The organism is Liquorilactobacillus hordei DSM 19519 (assembly GCF_019443985.1).
Taxonomy (GTDB): Bacteria; Bacillota; Bacilli; order Lactobacillales; family Lactobacillaceae; genus Liquorilactobacillus; species Liquorilactobacillus hordei.
Genome location: NZ_CP049303.1, coordinates 349,594 through 368,842, shown reverse-complemented (window position 1 = coordinate 368,842; position 19,249 = coordinate 349,594). Strand labels below are relative to the sequence as shown.

The 19,249-nt window shown below is 35.4% G+C and carries 17 protein-coding genes; 3 read left to right on the top strand and 14 right to left on the bottom strand.

Annotated elements, in window-relative coordinates; genetic code table 11:
• Positions 1 to 17: 17 nt before the first annotated feature.
• The 4 genes from G6O70_RS03000 to G6O70_RS02985 all read right to left on the bottom strand — a co-directional run bounded on the left by G6O70_RS03000 (position 18) and on the right by G6O70_RS02985 (position 3,882).
• Entirely contained in the window at positions 18 to 800 is a 783-nt protein-coding gene (locus G6O70_RS03000) for a DUF4422 domain-containing protein (protein ID WP_057869482.1), read from the bottom strand.
• A 22-nt stretch (positions 801 to 822) separates the two neighbouring features.
• Positions 823 to 1,470, bottom strand: coding sequence for a sugar transferase (locus G6O70_RS02995; protein ID WP_057869481.1), 648 nt, complete (start codon positions 1,468 to 1,470; stop codon positions 823 to 825).
• Between the two features lie 236 nt (positions 1,471 to 1,706).
• A complete protein-coding gene (gene thrB / locus G6O70_RS02990; RefSeq protein ID WP_057869480.1) occupies positions 1,707 to 2,573 on the bottom strand; it encodes a homoserine kinase in 867 nt (288 codons plus the stop codon).
• Positions 2,574 to 2,598: 25 nt separating this feature from the next.
• Entirely contained in the window at positions 2,599 to 3,882 is a 1,284-nt protein-coding gene (locus tag G6O70_RS02985; protein WP_057869479.1) for a homoserine dehydrogenase, read from the bottom strand.
• Between the two features lie 210 nt (positions 3,883 to 4,092).
• Between G6O70_RS02985 and thrC the strand changes: the two genes are divergently transcribed.
• Complete coding sequence (gene thrC / locus G6O70_RS02980; protein WP_057869478.1) at positions 4,093 to 5,592, top strand: threonine synthase; 1,500 nt, start codon at positions 4,093 to 4,095, stop codon at positions 5,590 to 5,592.
• A gap of 173 nt (positions 5,593 to 5,765) precedes the next feature.
• On the top strand, positions 5,766 to 6,218 hold the full coding sequence (locus G6O70_RS02975; protein WP_057869477.1) for an Lrp/AsnC family transcriptional regulator: 453 nt from the start codon (positions 5,766 to 5,768) through the stop codon (positions 6,216 to 6,218).
• 147 nt (positions 6,219 to 6,365) lie between these two features.
• Here the strand turns inward: G6O70_RS02975 and G6O70_RS02970 are convergent, their stop codons facing one another.
• The 5 genes from G6O70_RS02970 to G6O70_RS02950 all read right to left on the bottom strand — a co-directional run bounded on the left by G6O70_RS02970 (position 6,366) and on the right by G6O70_RS02950 (position 11,871).
• Entirely contained in the window at positions 6,366 to 8,315 is a 1,950-nt protein-coding gene (locus tag G6O70_RS02970; protein WP_057869476.1) for a PTS fructose transporter subunit IIABC, read from the bottom strand.
• A 17-nt stretch (positions 8,316 to 8,332) separates the two neighbouring features.
• A complete protein-coding gene (gene pfkB / locus G6O70_RS02965; RefSeq protein ID WP_057869475.1) occupies positions 8,333 to 9,250 on the bottom strand; it encodes a 1-phosphofructokinase in 918 nt (305 codons plus the stop codon).
• The gene (locus G6O70_RS02960; RefSeq protein ID WP_057869474.1) at positions 9,247 to 10,002 is read right to left on the bottom strand and encodes a DeoR/GlpR family DNA-binding transcription regulator; all 756 of its coding nucleotides are present in this window, start codon (positions 10,000 to 10,002) and stop codon (positions 9,247 to 9,249) included. The genes pfkB and G6O70_RS02960 overlap by 4 nt, the downstream gene beginning before the upstream one ends.
• A 237-nt stretch (positions 10,003 to 10,239) precedes the next feature.
• Entirely contained in the window at positions 10,240 to 11,583 is a 1,344-nt protein-coding gene (locus tag G6O70_RS02955) for a PFL family protein (RefSeq protein ID WP_057869473.1), read from the bottom strand.
• An 18-nt stretch (positions 11,584 to 11,601) separates the two neighbouring features.
• The gene (locus G6O70_RS02950) at positions 11,602 to 11,871 is read right to left on the bottom strand and encodes an ACT domain-containing protein (protein ID WP_057869472.1); all 270 of its coding nucleotides are present in this window, start codon (positions 11,869 to 11,871) and stop codon (positions 11,602 to 11,604) included.
• A 319-nt stretch (positions 11,872 to 12,190) separates the two neighbouring features.
• On the opposite strand from G6O70_RS02950, the gene G6O70_RS02945 reads away from it, so the two are divergent.
• Positions 12,191 to 13,561, top strand: coding sequence for a DHA2 family efflux MFS transporter permease subunit (locus G6O70_RS02945; RefSeq protein ID WP_083481912.1), 1,371 nt, complete (start codon positions 12,191 to 12,193; stop codon positions 13,559 to 13,561).
• Here the strand turns inward: G6O70_RS02945 and G6O70_RS02940 are convergent.
• The 5 genes from G6O70_RS02940 to lpdA all read right to left on the bottom strand — a co-directional run bounded on the left by G6O70_RS02940 (position 13,539) and on the right by lpdA (position 19,245).
• Complete coding sequence (locus G6O70_RS02940) at positions 13,539 to 14,525, bottom strand: NAD(P)-dependent oxidoreductase (protein WP_057869470.1); 987 nt, start codon at positions 14,523 to 14,525, stop codon at positions 13,539 to 13,541. The genes G6O70_RS02945 and G6O70_RS02940 overlap by 23 nt on opposite strands.
• Before the next feature lie 175 nt (positions 14,526 to 14,700).
• Entirely contained in the window at positions 14,701 to 15,480 is a 780-nt protein-coding gene (locus tag G6O70_RS02935; protein ID WP_057869469.1) for an epoxyqueuosine reductase QueH, read from the bottom strand.
• A gap of 67 nt (positions 15,481 to 15,547) precedes the next feature.
• Positions 15,548 to 16,687 carry an SGNH/GDSL hydrolase family protein gene (locus G6O70_RS02930; RefSeq protein ID WP_057869468.1) on the bottom strand — a complete coding sequence of 380 codons (1,140 nt, stop codon included), beginning with the start codon at positions 16,685 to 16,687 and terminating at the stop codon, positions 15,548 to 15,550.
• 122 nt (positions 16,688 to 16,809) lie between these two features.
• Positions 16,810 to 17,823 carry a lipoate--protein ligase gene (locus G6O70_RS02925; protein ID WP_083481911.1) on the bottom strand — a complete coding sequence of 338 codons (1,014 nt, stop codon included), beginning with the start codon at positions 17,821 to 17,823 and terminating at the stop codon, positions 16,810 to 16,812.
• Positions 17,824 to 17,838: 15 nt separating this feature from the next.
• Positions 17,839 to 19,245, bottom strand: a complete 1,407-nt coding sequence (lpdA, locus tag G6O70_RS02920) for a dihydrolipoyl dehydrogenase (RefSeq protein WP_057869467.1) — start codon at positions 19,243 to 19,245, stop codon at positions 17,839 to 17,841.
• Between the last annotated feature and the right edge of the window lie 4 nt (positions 19,246 to 19,249).

Here is a 19,249-nt window from a genome sequence, read left to right as displayed (position 1 = left end):
TAACTAACCTAAATAAATTATACTGCTTTTTTACTCAGTCCCATTTTTCTTAAAAAGAATAAACCAATTTTTCGGAACCAATTTTGCTTACCCATAAAGAGTACAGGCAATTCCGTATATTTTATCTGATTTTTTTCAAACCAAACATCTAATAAGATTTCACTAATAAATCCAAAAATTCTTTTTTCATATGTGGAATACTCAGAGATATCAACTCTTTTTTCTACTTCTGGTAAGATATTAAATAACCACTCTGTGTAGCTGTCAAATACCTCGCTCTTTGCAATTAACATATTAAACATATGAACAGCTTTTCTATTAACCACTTCCTCAAAAGCATCAATATAATCAGGATAACGTTCACTAATAACTTCTTTTGCAATTTCAAGCCCTTCAATATGATGTGCATGCTCATAATGAGACCATGATGTTTCAATATAGTAGTTTCTCTTGCGTGGTAAAATTGCTTCATTTTTTTCTAATAGACTCGCAACTTTATCACTCTTAAGAATCTCGTTAAACTTCTCATCAGGTGTCTTGAAAAAAAACATTCCTCCATTAGAGAAATATCTACGGTAATGTACAATTCCTTTTGCGTCAGCTGCCCTATTCTTCCATGCCCAATATTGAACAGTTAGTTCACAATAATTAGGATTTTTCTTAGAAATATTAAAGCCTGTATTATCTCTTTCAAATCCCTTAAAATTCTCTTTATTTGTACCAACTTGAACAGGCACATATATACTTTCGTTTGGCATCTTCATATTTTTGTGGCTAACCACGTAAATCTCAGTTTTCATTGGGTCCTACTTTCTTACTGCTCTAAAATGCTCCATCGGCTTTAAAAATTGCAACAATATTTTGCAACAATATTTTCAAGTCAAATAAAAGGCAAGCATGATCTACATAGTAGAGCTCATACTCACATCTCTCAGGATATTCAATGTTACTTCTTCCAGAAGCTTGCCAGTACCCCATCGCTCCTGGAGTAACAGATAAAAACTTGTCCACCCGATCGCCATACTCTTTTAATTCCTCTTCAATAATCGGTCGCGGACCAATTAAGCTCATTTCTCCTTTGAATATATTAATAAATTGCGGTAATTCATCAATTGATGTTTTCCTTAAGAAATGACCTAATTTTGTTATTCTTGGATCCTTGTCTGGAGGTAACTTATAACTATTAGCGACATATAATTTATACAATTCTGCATCATTTTTCAATACATCTGCCGCACCTACAACCATTGATCTGAACTTATAAATGTAAAATTTTCTTCTGTTTTTTCCTACACGTTCCTGTTTATAAAACAATGGGCCCTTATTTTTTCCAAAGCTATAGATTATTACCATCAACACAAATATTGGTATCATCGCAATCAACGCTAAACTCGAAATGAGAATATCTATAACACGCTTTATAAATAAATAAGACTTATTTTGACCCTTATACCCTATTTCGCGAGTCATTAATTTCTCCTCTGTATATAATACAATATATAATTCTTATTCTACCATATCAAGGTAAAATATACATAATATACAGTATAATACTACCATAGAATATAATCAATTTCATAAAAATGTTTCTACTATTTTTACAAAATTGCATAAAAAGCTTTATGTAAGATGCTTTAAAATAAAAAAATAAAGAGCCCAGACCAAAAGATACCTTTTGATCCAGCCTCTAGAATTCATATCTTTAGTTATTCTTCCCTGCAGCCAACTTCATCAACTTTCATAACCAGAAATTTCCCATCAGTAAATCTAGTTGATAACTGTTTTGCTACTCTTGCAGCAAATTTTTCTTGCACAATCATCATAACCGTTGGGCCAGCTCCACTTAAATATGTACCATACACACCCAATAAATGGGCTGCCTCTCTGATATCCTTTAAATAAGGAACTAATTTCTCGCGATAATGCTCATGAAATCTGTCAGATTCAATCATTTTGCCTGCTTTATCAAGGTCTCCCATCATTAAAGCTGCAACCAATGTATTTGCAACAGCACTTCCCTCTATTGCTGTTTTAAAAGGAAGTAACTCTGGAAGTACCCCTCTGCTTTCTTTTGTCAGTAAACTTTTATTTGGTACATATGCAACAAATTCCACCCTAGGCAACTTAGCAACTATGCTTGTCACACTATTCCCATCATATGATGACACAACTAAATTTCCAAAAATTGCTGGAGCAACATTATCAGGGTGGCCCTCAAATTTAGTCGCAATTTCTAATTTTTGCTGTTTTGTCAGCTTTAAGTTAGCAATTTTATCAGCAATTTCAATTCCAGCTACTATTGCGGAGGAACTACTACCAAGTCCACGGGCCAAAGGAATGTCGGAGCTCACAACTACCTTATGTGGTTTAAGAGTTGGAACAACTTTTAATGCAGTGCTAATGATTAAATTGCGTTCATCATGGTAAACTTTTCCCATATTGTGCTCTACAACCCAGCTATTACTTTCTCCTAAAACTTTTACTGTGAGGTAAAGATTAACCGCCACTCCGATTGAATCAAATCCTGGTCCCAGATTTGCACTTGTTGCTGGCACTCTAAATTCAAATTGCATTTATCTTTCCAACCTTTACTTAAGATTATTCTGACAGAATTCTATATGAAGCAATCACTTCAATTTCTTCCAGATTATCAATTTCTTTGATGATTTCTTTAATCTGCTGTTCAGACATCTTATGCGTTGTCATAACAACACGGGCATTGACATCATCGTATTCGCTTTGAATAATCAAATGAAAACTTGCATTAAGTTCTGTCATAACTTCAGTAATTTTTAACATTTGACCTGGACGATCCTTAACTTTTAGTGAGATATAATAGGGATATTTAATCTCATCTGGCAAAGCCTGCTTCCCTTCACGTGAAAAATCATTAAACCGATTTCCTGTTGTTTCTAAAACTATGTCCTTCGTGACAGCAATTATATCGCTAAGTACACTATTAGCCGTTGGCATTTCCCCTGCTCCAGGTCCATAAAACATTGTCTCCCCAACTGCTGCTCCTGTAACTAAAACAGCATTATTTTCATTTTGTACAGCTGATAATGGCTGTGTCTCAGGAACAAGAACCGGTCCAACTGCAACACTGATTCTATCATTAATTAATTTAGCAATTCCCAACAACTTAATATTGTAACCCAAGCTTTTTGCCTGCTTAATATCTTCCAAATCTATTCCATTTATACCTTTAACTTCTATATCATCTAAGGCAATATTGATTCCAAACGCAAATTGAGTCAAAATAATCATCTTATATGCAGCATCTATACCTTCAATATCATTTGTAGGGTCTGGTTCAGCAAAGCCTAATTCTTGTGCTGATTTTAGAGCATCTGCAAAGGACATATTATTTTGGCTCATTTTTGTCAAGATATAGTTTGTAGTTCCATTTACAATTCCTTTTACTTCTATAATTCTATCAGCAGCAAAGGAATTAACAATTGTTCTCAAAATTGGAATGCCACCCGCAACACTTGCTTCGTAAAATAAATCACATTTATTTTGATCAGCAAGTTCTGCTAATTCTGATCCATGTGTTGCGATTAGATCTTTGTTAGCTGTAATAATATGCTTACCAGCCCTTAATAATAACTCAATGTATTCTTTGGCCGTTGTGACTGTTCCCATAACTTCAACAACAATATTAATTTCATCATCATTAATTAACTCTTTGATATCATTAGTCACTTTAATGCCAGTTAGATCAACGTCACGTTTTTTCTCGAGGTTGTGTACAACGACTGTCTTAACAACAAGTTTTCTACCAGTGATACTAGATATCTTGTGTTCATGATCCTTCAACAATCTGACAACACCACTTCCGACTGTTCCCAGCCCTAAAACACCAATATTAACGACTTGCATATTGTATCCTCCACTTTGTTTATTGCAACTATTCTATCATAAAAATCTAATATTTAGAGTAAATAATCAAAAATAAGTTTTCTTTATATGATTTCATACTATCTACTTTTTTAATTACATCATCACATATACTGTTATCAGTTATCTATTTATGGTATTCTTCATATATAAATGAGAAACTTCTAACAAGTAAAAAGGAGCGAATAATCCATGTCCTTACTATACCGTAGCACCAGGGATTTAAAAGCAAATACCATTCCTGCATCCGAAGCAATACTAAAAGGATTAAGTTCCGATGGCGGCCTATATGTACCCACGAGCATTCCCAAAATCGATTTTGACTTATCTGAATTACTTGACTTTTCATATCAAGAACTAGCATTTCGTGTTCTTCGCCTATTTTACACTGATTTTTCTGAGAGTGAATTAAGAAAATGTATAGAAAATGCCTATGGAGACAATTTTGATACAAGTCTCATTGCACCATTATCATTTCATGACAATAATGGCTATCTGGAATTGTTCCACGGACCGACAATTGCTTTTAAGGACATTGCATTACAACTTTTACCACATCTAATGACAACTGCGGCAAAGAAAAATAAATTACAAAAAGAGATTGTTATCTTGACTGCTACCTCAGGAGACACTGGTAAAGCTGCAATGGATGGTTTTGCAGACGTTGAAGGTACAAAAATTATTGTTTTTTATCCAAAAGATGGTGTAAGTTTCATTCAGGAACAACAAATGCTAACTCAAAAAGGAAAGAATACTTTTATTTATGCCGTTGATGGTAACTTCGATGTTGCTCAAACAAATGTAAAAAGAATACTTAACAATGACAAACTTTCTCAAAAATTGGCAAATGACAATTATCAATTTTCCTCTGCTAATTCAATCAATATTGGCCGCCTATTTCCTCAAGTCGTTTATTATTTCTATGCTTATTCACAAATGGTTAAACAGCAAAAGATCTCTCTAGGTTCTGCTATCAACTTCAGTGTACCAACAGGTAACTTCGGTGATATTTTAGCTGGTTACTATGCCCAAAAGATGGGCTTGCCTATTAATAAACTTCTTTGCGCATCTAATAAAAATAATGTTCTGACAGAGTTTTTTAATGAAGGTATTTATGATAAAAACAGACCATTTTATGTAACATCCTCACCTTCAATGGATATATTGGTCTCCAGTAACCTTGAACGGCTTCTTTTTTACATTAATAATGAAGATGTTCAAGCAACTATTGATTTAATGACGCAATTAAGTAATAACGGAAAATATAGTATTTCCTCGGAAATAAAAGATTCATTATCGGATTTTTTTGCAGCTTTTGCTGATGAAGAACAAACTGCTAATGAAATTTCTCGCATTTATAAAATTGATGGTTCAATCATTGACCCTCATACGGCTGTTGCCTCTTATGTGGCTAGGCTGTATAAGGAAAAATATCCTGATTCCACAATACCGACCGTCATTGTCTCAACTGCCAGTCCTTATAAGTTTCCCCAGTCAGTTTTAATTGGTCTCCATGATTCTGCTGCCTTTGAAACTGGTTTTACTGCACTACAAGCTCTTAAAAATAAGAGTCATGTTGAATTTCCTAGTGCTATTGAACAACTTCTAAGCAAGCATAATAAGCGTGCAAAGAAAGTTATCTCTTCAAGTGACATGAAAAAAGCTGTTGAGAAAATTCTTTTTACAAAATGAACTTCTTTAATTTTTATATTAGTCATTTATATAAAATAGCATAGAACTATAATTATTATCCTTTTTTATTCGTTTTTTGGTATATTTTTACCGTTCTTTTGTTTTTTAATACGTGTTTAAATTAAAATAGTATGCTATATTAAGCTACATAGGATCGTTTGGAGGGATTTTTAATGGATGAAATTGATTTAAAAATTGTATCGACATTACAAAAAGACGCCCGTATTTCCTTGAAAAAGCTGGCTGATATTTGCTTTATTTCTGCACCAGCAGTCTCAACTCGCTTAACACATCTTGAAGAACGCGGCATCATTACAAATTATCAGACTTCTATTGATTATAAGGTTCTTGGGTATCCCATCAAAGCATATGTTAGCTTACGGCTTTCACCTAAAGATAAAGATGATTTTTATCCATATATAAAATCTGTAGGAAACGTTATTTCTTGTGATTGTGTAACAGGTAGCTATTCGCAAATCATCACATGTTACTTTAAGTCCACTAGGGCTCTTGATAATTTTATTAATGATATTCAACGTTTTGGTGAAACAAAGACTCAAATTGTATTTTCAACAAGTGTTTTCCCAAGACCTTTGGAGCTTAATCCTGGAGAAGTTTACTTTTAGCTTTTATCATACTTATGTTAAAACATTTAAACTATTAAAAAGATCGTACAGTATCTTTAAAGATCAAAGGTAAGATCAACGTTTTAAATTTTGCTCAGAAAAAAAGCCAAGCTGAAGAATTTCTTCCTCAGCTTGGCTTTTTTGTTCCTAATTATTTACTTTTTCTTTTTTCCAAATTCCTAATACAACACCTGCAATGATTGCACCAATTACAACGGCTGCAATGTAACCAAAAGCATTAGTAGCTAATGGTGTTACCCATAAACCACCATGAGGAGCTGGAACACTTACGTGCCAAAGCTGTGTTAAACCACCAGCAATTGCAGCTCCCAGTACACTTGAACCAATCACATGTAATGGATCAGCTGTTGCGAATGGAATGGCACCTTCAGTTATAAAGGAGAAACCAAGTACCCAGTTAGTGATACCTGCTTTTCGCTCATCATCCGTAAACTTCTTTGGCCAGAATGCTGTTGCAATAGCTGTTGCAAATGGAGGAACCATACCACCAGCCATTACAGCGGCCATCAAATCACCATTTTTAGTTGCTGTAAATGCACCAACAGCGAAAACATATGCAGCTTTGTTGAATGGGCCACCCATATCAATGGACATCATACCACCTAAAATCAAACCAAGTAATACAGCATTGCCTGTTCCCATGTGGTTCAAGAATGTGGTTAACCATGTATTAATAACTGCAAAAATTGGGTTTACAATAAAGAACATCAAGAAAGCAACTAAGAACAAACCAACAATTGGATAAAGAAGCATTGGTTTCATACCTTCAAGTGACTTAGGTAACTTAGAGAATAAATGTTTCAGGAAAATCGTTAAGTAACCAGCGATAAAACCAGCAGCGATTCCACCTAAGAATCCACCTGCACTCTTAGCATTTGTCATAACATTAGCAGTATAAACTCCACCAAATGAACCGCTATAAACAGTTGCCATAAATCCACCAACGAAACCAGGCATCAATGCTGGTCGATCACCAATGGATTCAGCGATATATCCTGCTAACACTGGAATCATAAATGCAAAGGCAAGACTTCCTGCATTATTCAAGAAAATAAAACCAGTTGACTTGGCTCCACCAAGATATTGTTCAATAACGAATGACAACGCCATTAAGATACCACCACCTACAACAAAAGGCAGCATGTGAGAAACACCATTCATTAGATCCTTATATATCTTACTTCCAACTGTTCCATTTGCACCTTCATCTTCTTGACTAGAATCTGCATCTGCATGAAAAATCGGAGCATCTTGTTCCACTGCTTTATTAATAAGTTCTTCAGCTTTTTTTATTCCATCAACAACAGGACGATTAACTAAATGTTTACCATCAAAACGTGCCATCTCAACTTTCTTATCAGCAGCAACAATAACACCTGCGGCACGAGAAATCTCATCAGCTGTTAAAAGATGTTTTACACCTTCTGAACCATTTGTTTCAACTTTAATGTCAACACCCATTGCTTCAGCTTGTTTTTTCAATGCTTCTTCAGCCATATATGTGTGGGCAATCCCAGTTGGGCAAGCTGTTACAGCTACAATATAAGGACGGTTAGATGAAACCGGTGCCTTAGCGGCAGCCTTTTCTTTTTCTTCTTCTACTTTTTCCTTAGCTTCCTTAGCAGCTTGTGCATCTGCAAATAATTGTTGTACCTCCTCAGGTGTTTGTGCTTTTTTCAAACTTGCAACCAAATCTGGATTTATCAAGAGACCTGATAGAGTAGCAAGTGCTTTCAAATGAGTATCATTAGCACCTTCTGGAGCAGCAATCATAAAGAACAAGTGAACTGGGTTACCATCAAGTGAAGCATAATCAACTCCGCCTTCACTCTTAGCGAACATAACGGTTGCTCTTTGAACTGCCTTATCCTTTGCATGTGGCATAGCAATGCCATCACCAATTCCTGTTGTAGATTGGGCTTCACGAGCTACAATATCCTTCTTGTAAAGTTCTTCGTCATTGATAACACCCGTAACATAGTATTGATGTACCATTTCATCAATAGCTTCTTGTTTCGTTGTTGCTTTTAAATTCATAATCATTGCATCTTTTAATAACAATTCACGAATATCCATTACTACACTTCCTTTTTTTAATTTTTATACTCTTCTATTTTTATTTGTGGCAGAATCTCATCGATCTTAGCACGATCTGCTAAATCTTCTGAAAAAGCAGTTGCACTCCCACATGCCAACCCATATCGGAAACTTTCAAGTGAGTTCTTTGTAGCTGCAAACGTCCCCACAAATCCACCAATCATTGAATCTCCAGCCCCAACTGAATTGATTACAGTTCCTTTTGGCGCTTGACTATAATAAACCTTATCAGGTGTGATCAACAATCCACCGTCGCCTGCCATTGAAATTAATACATGTTTCGCACCTAAGTCTAATAATTTTTTGCCATATTCAACAATGTCAGGAATTCCCTTTAGTTCAACACCAAACAACTCCGCTAATTCATGATGATTTGGTTTAACAACTAATGGATGTTCCTTCAATGTTCTCATTAAACTTTCACCAGTCGTATCTATTACAAAATCTGCACCTTTATTGCTGATTAATTCGATTAATTCAAAGTAAAAATCCTTTGATAAACTTGGAGCTAAACTACCAGATAAAATAACTACATCATCTTCTGTTAACTTATCAAATTGTTTTTTGAAAGCTGCAACTTCATCATCAGAAATCTTAGGACCTTTACCATTGATTTCTGTTTCAGCCTGTGCTTTGATTTTCACATTTATACGTGTATCAGCTGCTATATGTGTAAATTCCGTCTTCAAACCCTTTGTCTTCAACGATTTTTCAACAAAATTACCTGTGAATCCACCTAAAAAACCAAGAGCAACATTATCTTGTCCTAATTCTCGGAGAATACGTGAAACATTAATTCCTTTTCCCCCGGGAAGTTTTGCATCATAATCCATACGATTAACTTCACCTAAAGTCAGTTCTTTGAGTTGCACAATATAATCAATTGATGGATTAACTGTAACTGTGTAAATCATAACGAAACCTCCTGAATTTCTGTTTGATTATTATACTGGTCAAAAACCAGCTTGGATAACTTGTTAGTAATTATCTTGGCTTCTGATACCTCTGCCACTTTAACAAAAGAGAATTGGTCGAATTTTGTGCTATCTACCAAAACAAATGTCTCTGCAGCTTGTTTTATTGCTGCAAGCTTGACAGCTGCTTCATCAGGGTCAGGAGTTGTATACCCATATTCGATATGAACCCCATTCATTCCCAAAAAGACTTTGTTGAACCGATAACGTTGCAATTCCTTAACTGTTTCTACACCAACAATTGCCTTTGTCGTATTTTTCAGCTCTCCACCAACCAAGATAGTTCTAATATTTTGGTCAGCAAGTGCAGTTGCATGCATAATTCCATTTGTAACCACAGTTAATTGTTTCTTTTGTTTCAGAAACTGAATCATAGCCAATGTAGATGTGCCTGCATCAAGGTAGATAACATCCTCGTCTTGAATAAGACTTACTGCCATCTTCGCAATTTGATTTTTTTGTTCAGTATTCTGAGAGAATTTGCCGCTCATATCTAATTCCTTTTGTAAGGATTGACGTATTTTGGCACCACCATGCACACGAATTAAAATACCCTTCTCTTCTAATTCTTGTAAATCTCTACGAACTGACGATTCTGAACATTTAACTTCTTCACAAACATCATGTAACTTTACAATTCCATTCTCACGAAGCATTCTCAAAATTACTTGTTGCCGTTCTTCTGCAAGCACTTACATTACCTCCTAAAGCATATTACCATCACTAGCCCGAAAAATCAATCAAAAAAATGCAAAAAAACTCATTTTCAATCATATAAATAAGCATTTATGATTGTTTTTGAACGAAAAGGCTTTTATCACTCACTAATTATAAGTCTTATTATCTAAATATCTATATTTTAGGTACTAAAAAAGACAGATTACTGAAAGAAATCAGTACTATCTGCCAAAATAATCGTTACATTAATTTTAATTCTTAAAACTATGGATAGGTGCTGGAATTAATCCACCTCTAGCTATCATTTGTGATGAAGAAGCCTTATTAACACCCATCACAGGAGCATATCCAAGCAATCCACCAAATTCTACCATTTCACCAACTTTTTTACCTTGAATTGGTAAAATTCTAACAGCAGTCGTTTTGTTATTAATCATACCAATTGCTGCTTCGTCAGCAATCATCGCAGAAATTGTATCAGCAGGGGTGTCACCTGGAATTGCAATCATGTCCAATCCGACAGAACAAACAGCAGTCATCGCTTCAAGCTTCTCAATATTCAAAGCACCCGCATTAACGGCAGCAATCATCCCTGCATCCTCAGAAACTGGTATAAATGCACCAGATAATCCTCCCACATGACTGCAGGCCATAATTCCACCTTTTTTAACCGCATCATTTAACAAGGCTAAAGCCGCTGTTGTACCGTGAGTTCCCACACTTTCAAGCCCGATTTCTTCGAGAATTTGTGCAACAGAATCTCCGACAGCTGGCGTCGGTGCTAAAGACAAGTCGACAATCCCAAAGGAAACTCCTAAACGTTCTGCCGCAATCGTTCCAACTAGTTGTCCCATTCGCGTAACTTTAAATGCCGTCTGCTTAATAGTTTCTGCAACAACATCCATTGACGCACCTTTAACATTCTCAAGTGCATGTTTAACAACACCTGGTCCACTAACACCAACATTAATAACTGTATCTTGCTCACCAACACCGTGAAAAGCACCAGCCATAAACGGATTATCTTCAACTGCATTGCAAAAGACAACCATTTTTGTGTTTGTCATAAAAGAACGTTCTGATGCTTCTTTTATAATCTTACCCATTTCTCCGACAGCATCCATATTAATCCCACTGCGTGTAGATCCCACATTAACTGAGGCACATACTAAGTCTGTCTCGTCTAAAACTTGTGGTAATGATTTAATTAATTTAAGATCTCCTGTCTGATAGCCCTTTTGTACAAGTGCAGAGAATCCACCTATGAAATTGACACCTAACTCTTTGGCCGCACGATCTAACGTTTGTGCATACTTCAGATAATTCTTATCAGCACTTGCTGCTGCAATAATTGAGATTGGTGTTACAGAGATTCGCTTATTGATAATTGGTATGCCATACTCTGCTTCAATCTGTTTACCAACTTTGACTAAATTTTTAGCCTTTTTCATTATCTTATTATAAATGCGCTCACAGGCTTTTGTGCTGTCGCTATCAATACAATCAAGTAAAGAAATTCCCATTGTAATAGTACGGACATCAAGGTTCTCGTCAGAAATCATGTGGATTGTCTCAATAATCTTCTCGGTTTCCATCTTTAATTAAATATCCTCCTATAACTGATGCATTGCATGATAAATTTCTTCACGTCTAATTTTAATTTCAACGCCCAATTTTGTTCCTAATTTTTCAAGTTCTTCTGAAAGAACAGTAAAATCAGCATCTTCATTCTTTATCTCGACCATCATCATCATTGTAAAATAGCCGTCCATGATAGTCTGAGAAACATCAAGTATGTTAATTTCCTTTTCAGCCAAAAAATGGCTAACACCCGCGATAATTCCTACTTGGTCCTTACCAATTGTAGTCAGAATTGCTTTCATTTCAGCACCTCATTCAATTTATTAAATCTATTTTCCCAAGTATATCCTTTTATACATTGTTCTGCAACGCCACTAATCCGTATTATTCGTCTTTTAATTAATAATTTTAACAAAAACTATCTCGATACAGGCTTTAGCATACAAGTATAATCTAAAAACGAATATTATTATTTAATTTATCATTATTTCATCAACCGAAAAAGTTCTTGATATCGCTTAAAATAAACTATAACATTGAGTGTTAAGACAACTATTATAATATATTTCTTATGTGCAAAGATTTAATATGAATATCTACCTATATGGAAAGGAAACATCTATGAATATAAATATTACAAAAGAAACAAGAACAATTGTTACAATTCTTGTTTTGCTAGTTACATTCCTTACACTAGCCAGCCAAACAATGATGATTACTGCTTTACCTGTTATTCAAACAACAATGCATGTGTCTTTAAGTAATGTTCAGTGGCTGACAACTGGCTACATTCTAATTATTGGAATTATCACACCTCTTTCTTCTAATTTGTATGACAAATACTCAAATAGACAGTTATTTCTAGTAACAACTGGCATTTTTATTTTTGGTACTATTTTAGGCTCTTTAGCAACTACTTTCCTCGTCTTGTTGACTGCCCGTATTCTTCAAGCTTGTGCTGGTGGAATACTGATGTCTTTCCAGATGACAACCATGGTTACAATTTATCCTCCTGAAAAAAGAGGAACTGTTTTAGGATTATCCGGCCTAGTAATTGCTTCAGGTCCAGCAATTGGGCCAACAATTTCAGGTGTTATTTTACACTTTTTAACTTGGCGCTTCCTTTTTATCCTTGTATTACCTCTCATTATTATTGTCTGGTTAATTGCCTTCTTTTATTTTCCTAATTACTCACAAAAAAAAGACGTCAAAATTGACATCTTATCCGTAATTCTTTCTCTTACCGGAGCAACCCTGTCACTAGCAAGCCTAACTTTATATAAGCAAAGTTATCTATTAGCTGGGCTTGCACTTATCATTGGTATTTTTTTATTAAGTACTTTTTACAAACGACAGTTGCACCTTCCTCAACCAGTTCTTAGAGTTCAAATTCTTAGAGTCCGATCATTCAGTCTCTTAACTCTAATTGGCATGATTGCTTTCATGGTTCTAATCGGCACAGAGCAAATTATTCCAATCTTTGTGGAAAACGTCCAAGGCTTAAACAGCATGCAAGCAGGGCTCATTCTGCTACCAGGTGCTATTTTAAATGCACTTTTTGCAGCGCTAGCAGGTCGCTATTATGACAGCCATGGTCCCAAACACTTATTATATATGGGTATTTTTCTAATGCTACTTGCGACTATTCCACTAGTTTTATTAACAAAAACAACACCGTCTTGGTTAATAGCTACTGCTTACCTTACAAGAATGATCGGAAACTCATTGGTTTTTGCACCAGCAATGTCAGAAGCATTCAAAGATATCAATCCACCAGATATTAGCCATGCATCTGCCTTAAACAATACTTTCCGCCAAATTGCTGCTTCTGTATCAACAACAATAATGATTGTAATTGCCGATATTCCCTATTCATTCACGCTTGGAACACGATTATCAATCTGGTTCACTGTAATTTTGTTGCTTTTGATGGCCTTTTTAGTTAGAACTTATTTGAAAAATTATAAAATCAATACTGATCAACAAAGTTAAAAACTTTTTCATCTCGTCCCTCAAAAAAAGAAGTTACATTCTGACATGAAATTCGCTGCAACATCGCCATCGAATCTTGAGAATAAAAGGCTGCATGTGGAGAAATTATGATGTTATCTCGCTGCAACAAAGGATTATTGACTAAAGCAGGAGGCTCACTTTCTAAAACATCGAGCGCCGCTCCTCGAACCATCCCATTATCAATGGCTGACAAAAGCTCTGTTTCATCAACAGTTTCACCTCTTGAAACGTTAATGAAGTAAGGCTTTTTTTGTCTCATTTTTTTAAAAATATCTGCATTAAAAAAATGGTAGTTCTCAGTTGTTGCCCTCATATGATTAGATATAATATCCGATTTCGCTAATAATTCTTCTTCACTTACAAATTCTACATTATCTTTTATTGTTCCAGCAGTGATATGGTGACTATATGCTATTACACGCATACCTAGCGCAACTGCCATCTTGGCAACTGCCGCACCAATTCGGCCGTAACCAAAAATACCTAATGTCATCCGTGAAAGTCTGGGTTGAGCCATAAATGCATCATACTCCCACCGATGTTTTTCAACCACAAGTCTATCATATTGTTTCAATCTCTTTACTAGTGCAAACATTAATGAGATTGTAAATTCAGCTACATCTTGAGTACAGTACTCTCCGATTGCACAGACTCTGACACCTCTTTTTTGCGCCATTTTCAAATCAACTTTTTCATAGCCAACTGCACTAATCGATATTAATTTTAATCTTGGCGCTGCATCAAGTATCATCTTATTAATCGGTAAAAAAGCTGTAATCAATGCATCGACATCCTTAAGCTCAGCGAAAAAAGCCGATGGTTCTTTCTCGTCATAGGGTTGTGTCACAATTGTCCAGTCTGGATGGTCTTTTTTTAATAATTTTATTTCAACCATATTATCTTTCTGCATTAATTCTTTAAAGTCGGAAAGCATCACTTTCATTTGAATACCCCCTATTTTTGTAAAATATACACCTTAAAAGCATTCTATCATCACATCTATACATTACAAAGGCAAAATATACATTTTAAGAAAAAGATATATAAAAAAAAGAATCTGTCACTTTTTTTGACAGATTCTAAAGTTTAGAAAACGATTTTTCCCTTAAAAAAGCCGTTCATCTTAAAGGGTTATTTTCTTCCTCATGGTATACAAACTTGATATTCATAAAATCTTCAGCTACATCTTTATCCTTCAAATATGCCAAAGCTTCTCTTCTCGTCTTTGCTAAATCAATTCCCTGTGCCTTCGCAGCAAAAATACAACCGCAATAACATTGCCGATAAACATCGTATTCTTGACACATTTCTACAGATCGTCGATATCCATTGTTCTTTTTAAAATCACTTGGCAAATACATCGTACTATAAAAGTTTTGGACTTCTATCCCAACACTATTGACCACCTGTGAATTCTTATGTGGACTAATTGTTAATGCACTTCCAAAATAATCAAACCCTAATTCCACCGCCTTTGCGGCAACCAAATCAAGTCTGTAGCTAAAACATGCACGACATCTTTGTCCACCCTCAGGCTCTTTTTCAAGACCTCTAACTGCCAAAAAATATTCTTGCGGTTCATATGGTGCTGCAATAAACTGCACATCATTCCCCGTTTTTTGATTAAAATCGCTAATAAACTTTCGTTGGACATACTCTCTTCGTTGGTACTCTGCTCTTGGATGAATATTTGAATTTGCATAATAGACAGTTACATCGGCATACTGTGTCAAGTACTCTAAAGTATAGGTACTACATGGTGCACAACAACTATGCAACAAAATTGATGGCCTAACTTTATCTTTTTGCCAAGTAACTACCATTTTCTGAAGGATCTTATCGTAATTAATTTTTTGGTTTGGATTCATTTTATCTAGTATTTCGTGTAAGTCAATCATCATATAACCTCGTAGTAATTTTCTATGCACAGTATACTACTCTTCCATACACATCACCAAGACAATATTATACTAATCCAGTTTTTGCTATAACTTTATCACATATATTCTGTGCAATAATTTCACCGGCTGCCTTATTAATATGAATATGATCTCCCAAATCATATTCTCTAAGCAAATGGCAAGTCTTATCCTCAACTAATGCTGCACTATTAATTAATTCAGTTTGATATTTTTTTTGGAAAAGTTTATTTAAGTTTATTCTGGTGAGAAGATTTTGCTCCATCACTGAAGTATGAATCTCTTTTGTGTGCCCAATCTCAAATGGTGTTATTGTACTTAACATAAACTCACTCTTGTTGCTTGTTATTTGTTTATAAATATATTCAACTTCCTTAAAAAGAACTTGAGCTTGAGCTAATTGATTTTTTGCTTCTTGACTGAAAACAGGTAATATTAAATCATTTAGTCCAGCAAACATTAATACTATGTTCGGACTATTCTGCAAAACTTTTGGTAGAATTTTCCTTGTTTTCATCCCAAAGGTTGCAAAAAGTGGTTCACCTTGAGGTGCGTCGTTGAGTAATCTTTGTCCAGAAACTCCATGGTTTAAAACAACTACTTTGTTTGGAAATTTCTGATATAGCAATGCCATGAGACTATCGCTGACATATCCCATTTCAATTAATGAGTCTCCAATTAGTGAAACAATTTTTGGTTGGTAATTACTAAACACTTCTGCTTTGCTTAAACAAAACCAGCCTCGCCTTGCGCCAAATGTTTGCCGTAAAGATGGATTTACTCCAGCTCTTCTAACAATTGCAGCATTTGTCATTGATGTATCATAGGTACTAGCAAAGTCCATATATTTCTGTGTTCGACTGCTAATTAACCTTAGAAAAACTTTTTGTCCTGGAAGAATCTTAACATCTAACGCATCAGTCATTATAGTTGTGCCCTTTTGTATGATAATCGTCGTCTTACTATCATAATATATTCTATGTTTCACGTGGAACTTTTTATCCGCACTAAAACTCACTTCATTGAACACAAGATCTTCCTCACCATATAGATTTGATAACTCAAATCTGACAGCATTTCCGCTAACGTTCAATGTCATTTGAATTATTTCTGTTAGTTCAGTCATTTTAAAAGGTAAAGCTGAAAAATCACCGCATTCATGTACCCAAGCAGTCTGCCACTTCATTTCGTTCTCCCCTTCTTACATTCAACTTCATACAATATCATCTCCAGTATGAGATACAAAAAGAGGACTGTCACAAAATACAGTCCTTCTTTTATAATGCTGCGCAATCTCTATTAGCTAGATTAACCAGCCAATAAATCAATTATTTCTTTTTCAGGAATACCTTGAAAATATTGACTTAAGTTACTATCATGAAGTTTTGCTTCTAATTGTGGTCTATCAAAAACACTACCTGTAAGCTTTGTTTCGAGCTCACTCACATTATTTGTTCCGAAAAAGTCACCATAGAATTTTATGTTTTCAATTTTTCCTTTTTCGACAAGAATACGTGCGTCAATTGTCCCACTTGTAAAGTGTTTACGTTTCTTTACAGTAAACTTAGGTGATTTACCATATACCCAGTCCCAGTTACTGTAATATTGTGCCTCTATTTCATCAACTTTGCTTTCATCTTCAGCTGTTAAGAGATATTCATTTTCCTTTGCCTGCTCAATACTATCTACTCCTAAAACTTTAGTGATCAACAAATCACGAAATTCTTCAGTCGTAATATTTTGGTATTCTGGCAAAAGATAGGGACGTAAATTTGTAACTCGACTACGTACAGATTTTATTCCTTTAGATTGAATTTTGTCTAAAGGTACTGTCAATGTCTTGGCAACCTCTGAAGTATCTACATCTAGCATCAGCGTTCCATGTGAAAATGTTTTTCCGCCTCTAGTATACATTGCATTTCCCGAGAATTTCTTTCCATCAACAACAATATCATTACGTCCAGTTACTTCTGCTCCTGTCACACCCATTTCGTGTAGGGCCTTAACTATTGGGGAAACCATTTTTTTAAAATCACCAAACTCTTGGTTCTTAGCATCAACGATAAAACTAAAGCATAAATTCCCCAGATCTTGATACATGGCACCTCCACCAGAGAGCCTTCTGGTAACTGTCACTCCGTTTTCTCTGCAATAATTCTGATCAACTTCTTCAATAGTATTTTGATTGCGTCCAACAATCACACAACGATCCTCAATATAAAATAACACAACTGGTAATTCTAATTTATCACTGTTCATTAAGTACTGCTCAGTTGCTAGGTTCCTTCGAATATCGAATGTCTTCATCGCTACATATTGCATATTCAAAATCACTCCCTAAATATTAATTGGTAATCCTAGGGCAATGTCAGTAGCATCCATAACAGCTTCACTAATACTTGGATGTGGATGAATAGTTAATGAAACATCTTCAACAGTTGCACCTGTTTCAATTGCTAGTGTTAACTCTGTAATTAAATCACTGGCATTTGGCCCAACAATTTGTGCTCCAACAATTGCTTGGCTATCTTTTTCAAATACAAGACGTACAAAACCATTGGTACTGCTCATTGAGATTGCTCGCCCATTAGCTGCAAACGGAAATTGTGCCTTCTTAACATCAAGTCCTTGTTCCTTAGCCTCTGCCACAGTTAAGCCTGTCGTTGCGATTTCACTATCTGTATAACAAACGGCCGGCATAGCACGATAATCTACAATTCCTTTGGAACCAGAAATAGCTTCTGCCGCTATTTTCCCTTCATAACTGGCTTTATGTGCCAGTGCAGCACCAGGAATCACATCACCAATTGCATAAATATTGTCAACGCTCGTCCTGCACTGTGCATCAACTTCAATCAGTCCACGATCCCCAATCTTCACACCGATATGTTCCAAACCCATATCCGCAGTATTTGGTTTGCGTCCTACACAAACAATGCAGTAATCAGCTTCCAATTCTTTTTCTTCGCCATTAACGTCAAATTTAATTTTAACACCTTTATCTGTCTGCTCTGACATCTTCGCAATTGCATTAGTATAAATATCAACGTGTTGGCCGCTAAAATGATGTTCAACAACAGATACCAAATCTTTTTCATAATTAGCTAGAATTCGGTCTGCCCCTTCAAGGATAGAAACATGTGCCCCCAAGTTAGCATATGCAGAAGCCAGTTCACATCCGATATAACCTCCACCAACTACTATCAACTTCTTAGGAACTTCTTGAAGTGCCAAAGCTCCTGTTGAATCTAGGACCCTTCCTTTGAATTTAAAGTTAGGAATCTCGATTGGATGACTACCAGTAGCAATAATTAAATTATTAAAACTGTACGTCTGAGCAGAATCATCTGTCATTACACGCAAACTATGGTCATCTTTCAAAAATGCACTGCCCCAAATTACATCAATATGATGTTTTTTAAATAATCCTGCCACACCACCTGTTAATTTATCAACTACACTTTCTTGTTTCCATTTCTGTGTTTGTTTAAAATCAAGGGTTGCTGCCGTAACACGTAAACCCATTTCAGATGAATTCATTGCTCTTTGGTAACGATGAGCTGCCTCTATCAATGCTTTTGAAGGAATACAGCCAACATTTAAACATACGCCACCTATATATTCTTTTTCAATAACCGTAACTTTTTGACCTTTTTCAGCAGCTCTGATTGCTGCGACATACCCACCAGGTCCAGCACCAATCACAACTGTATCGAGTTCAATTGCAAAATCTCCGACTACCATCTGC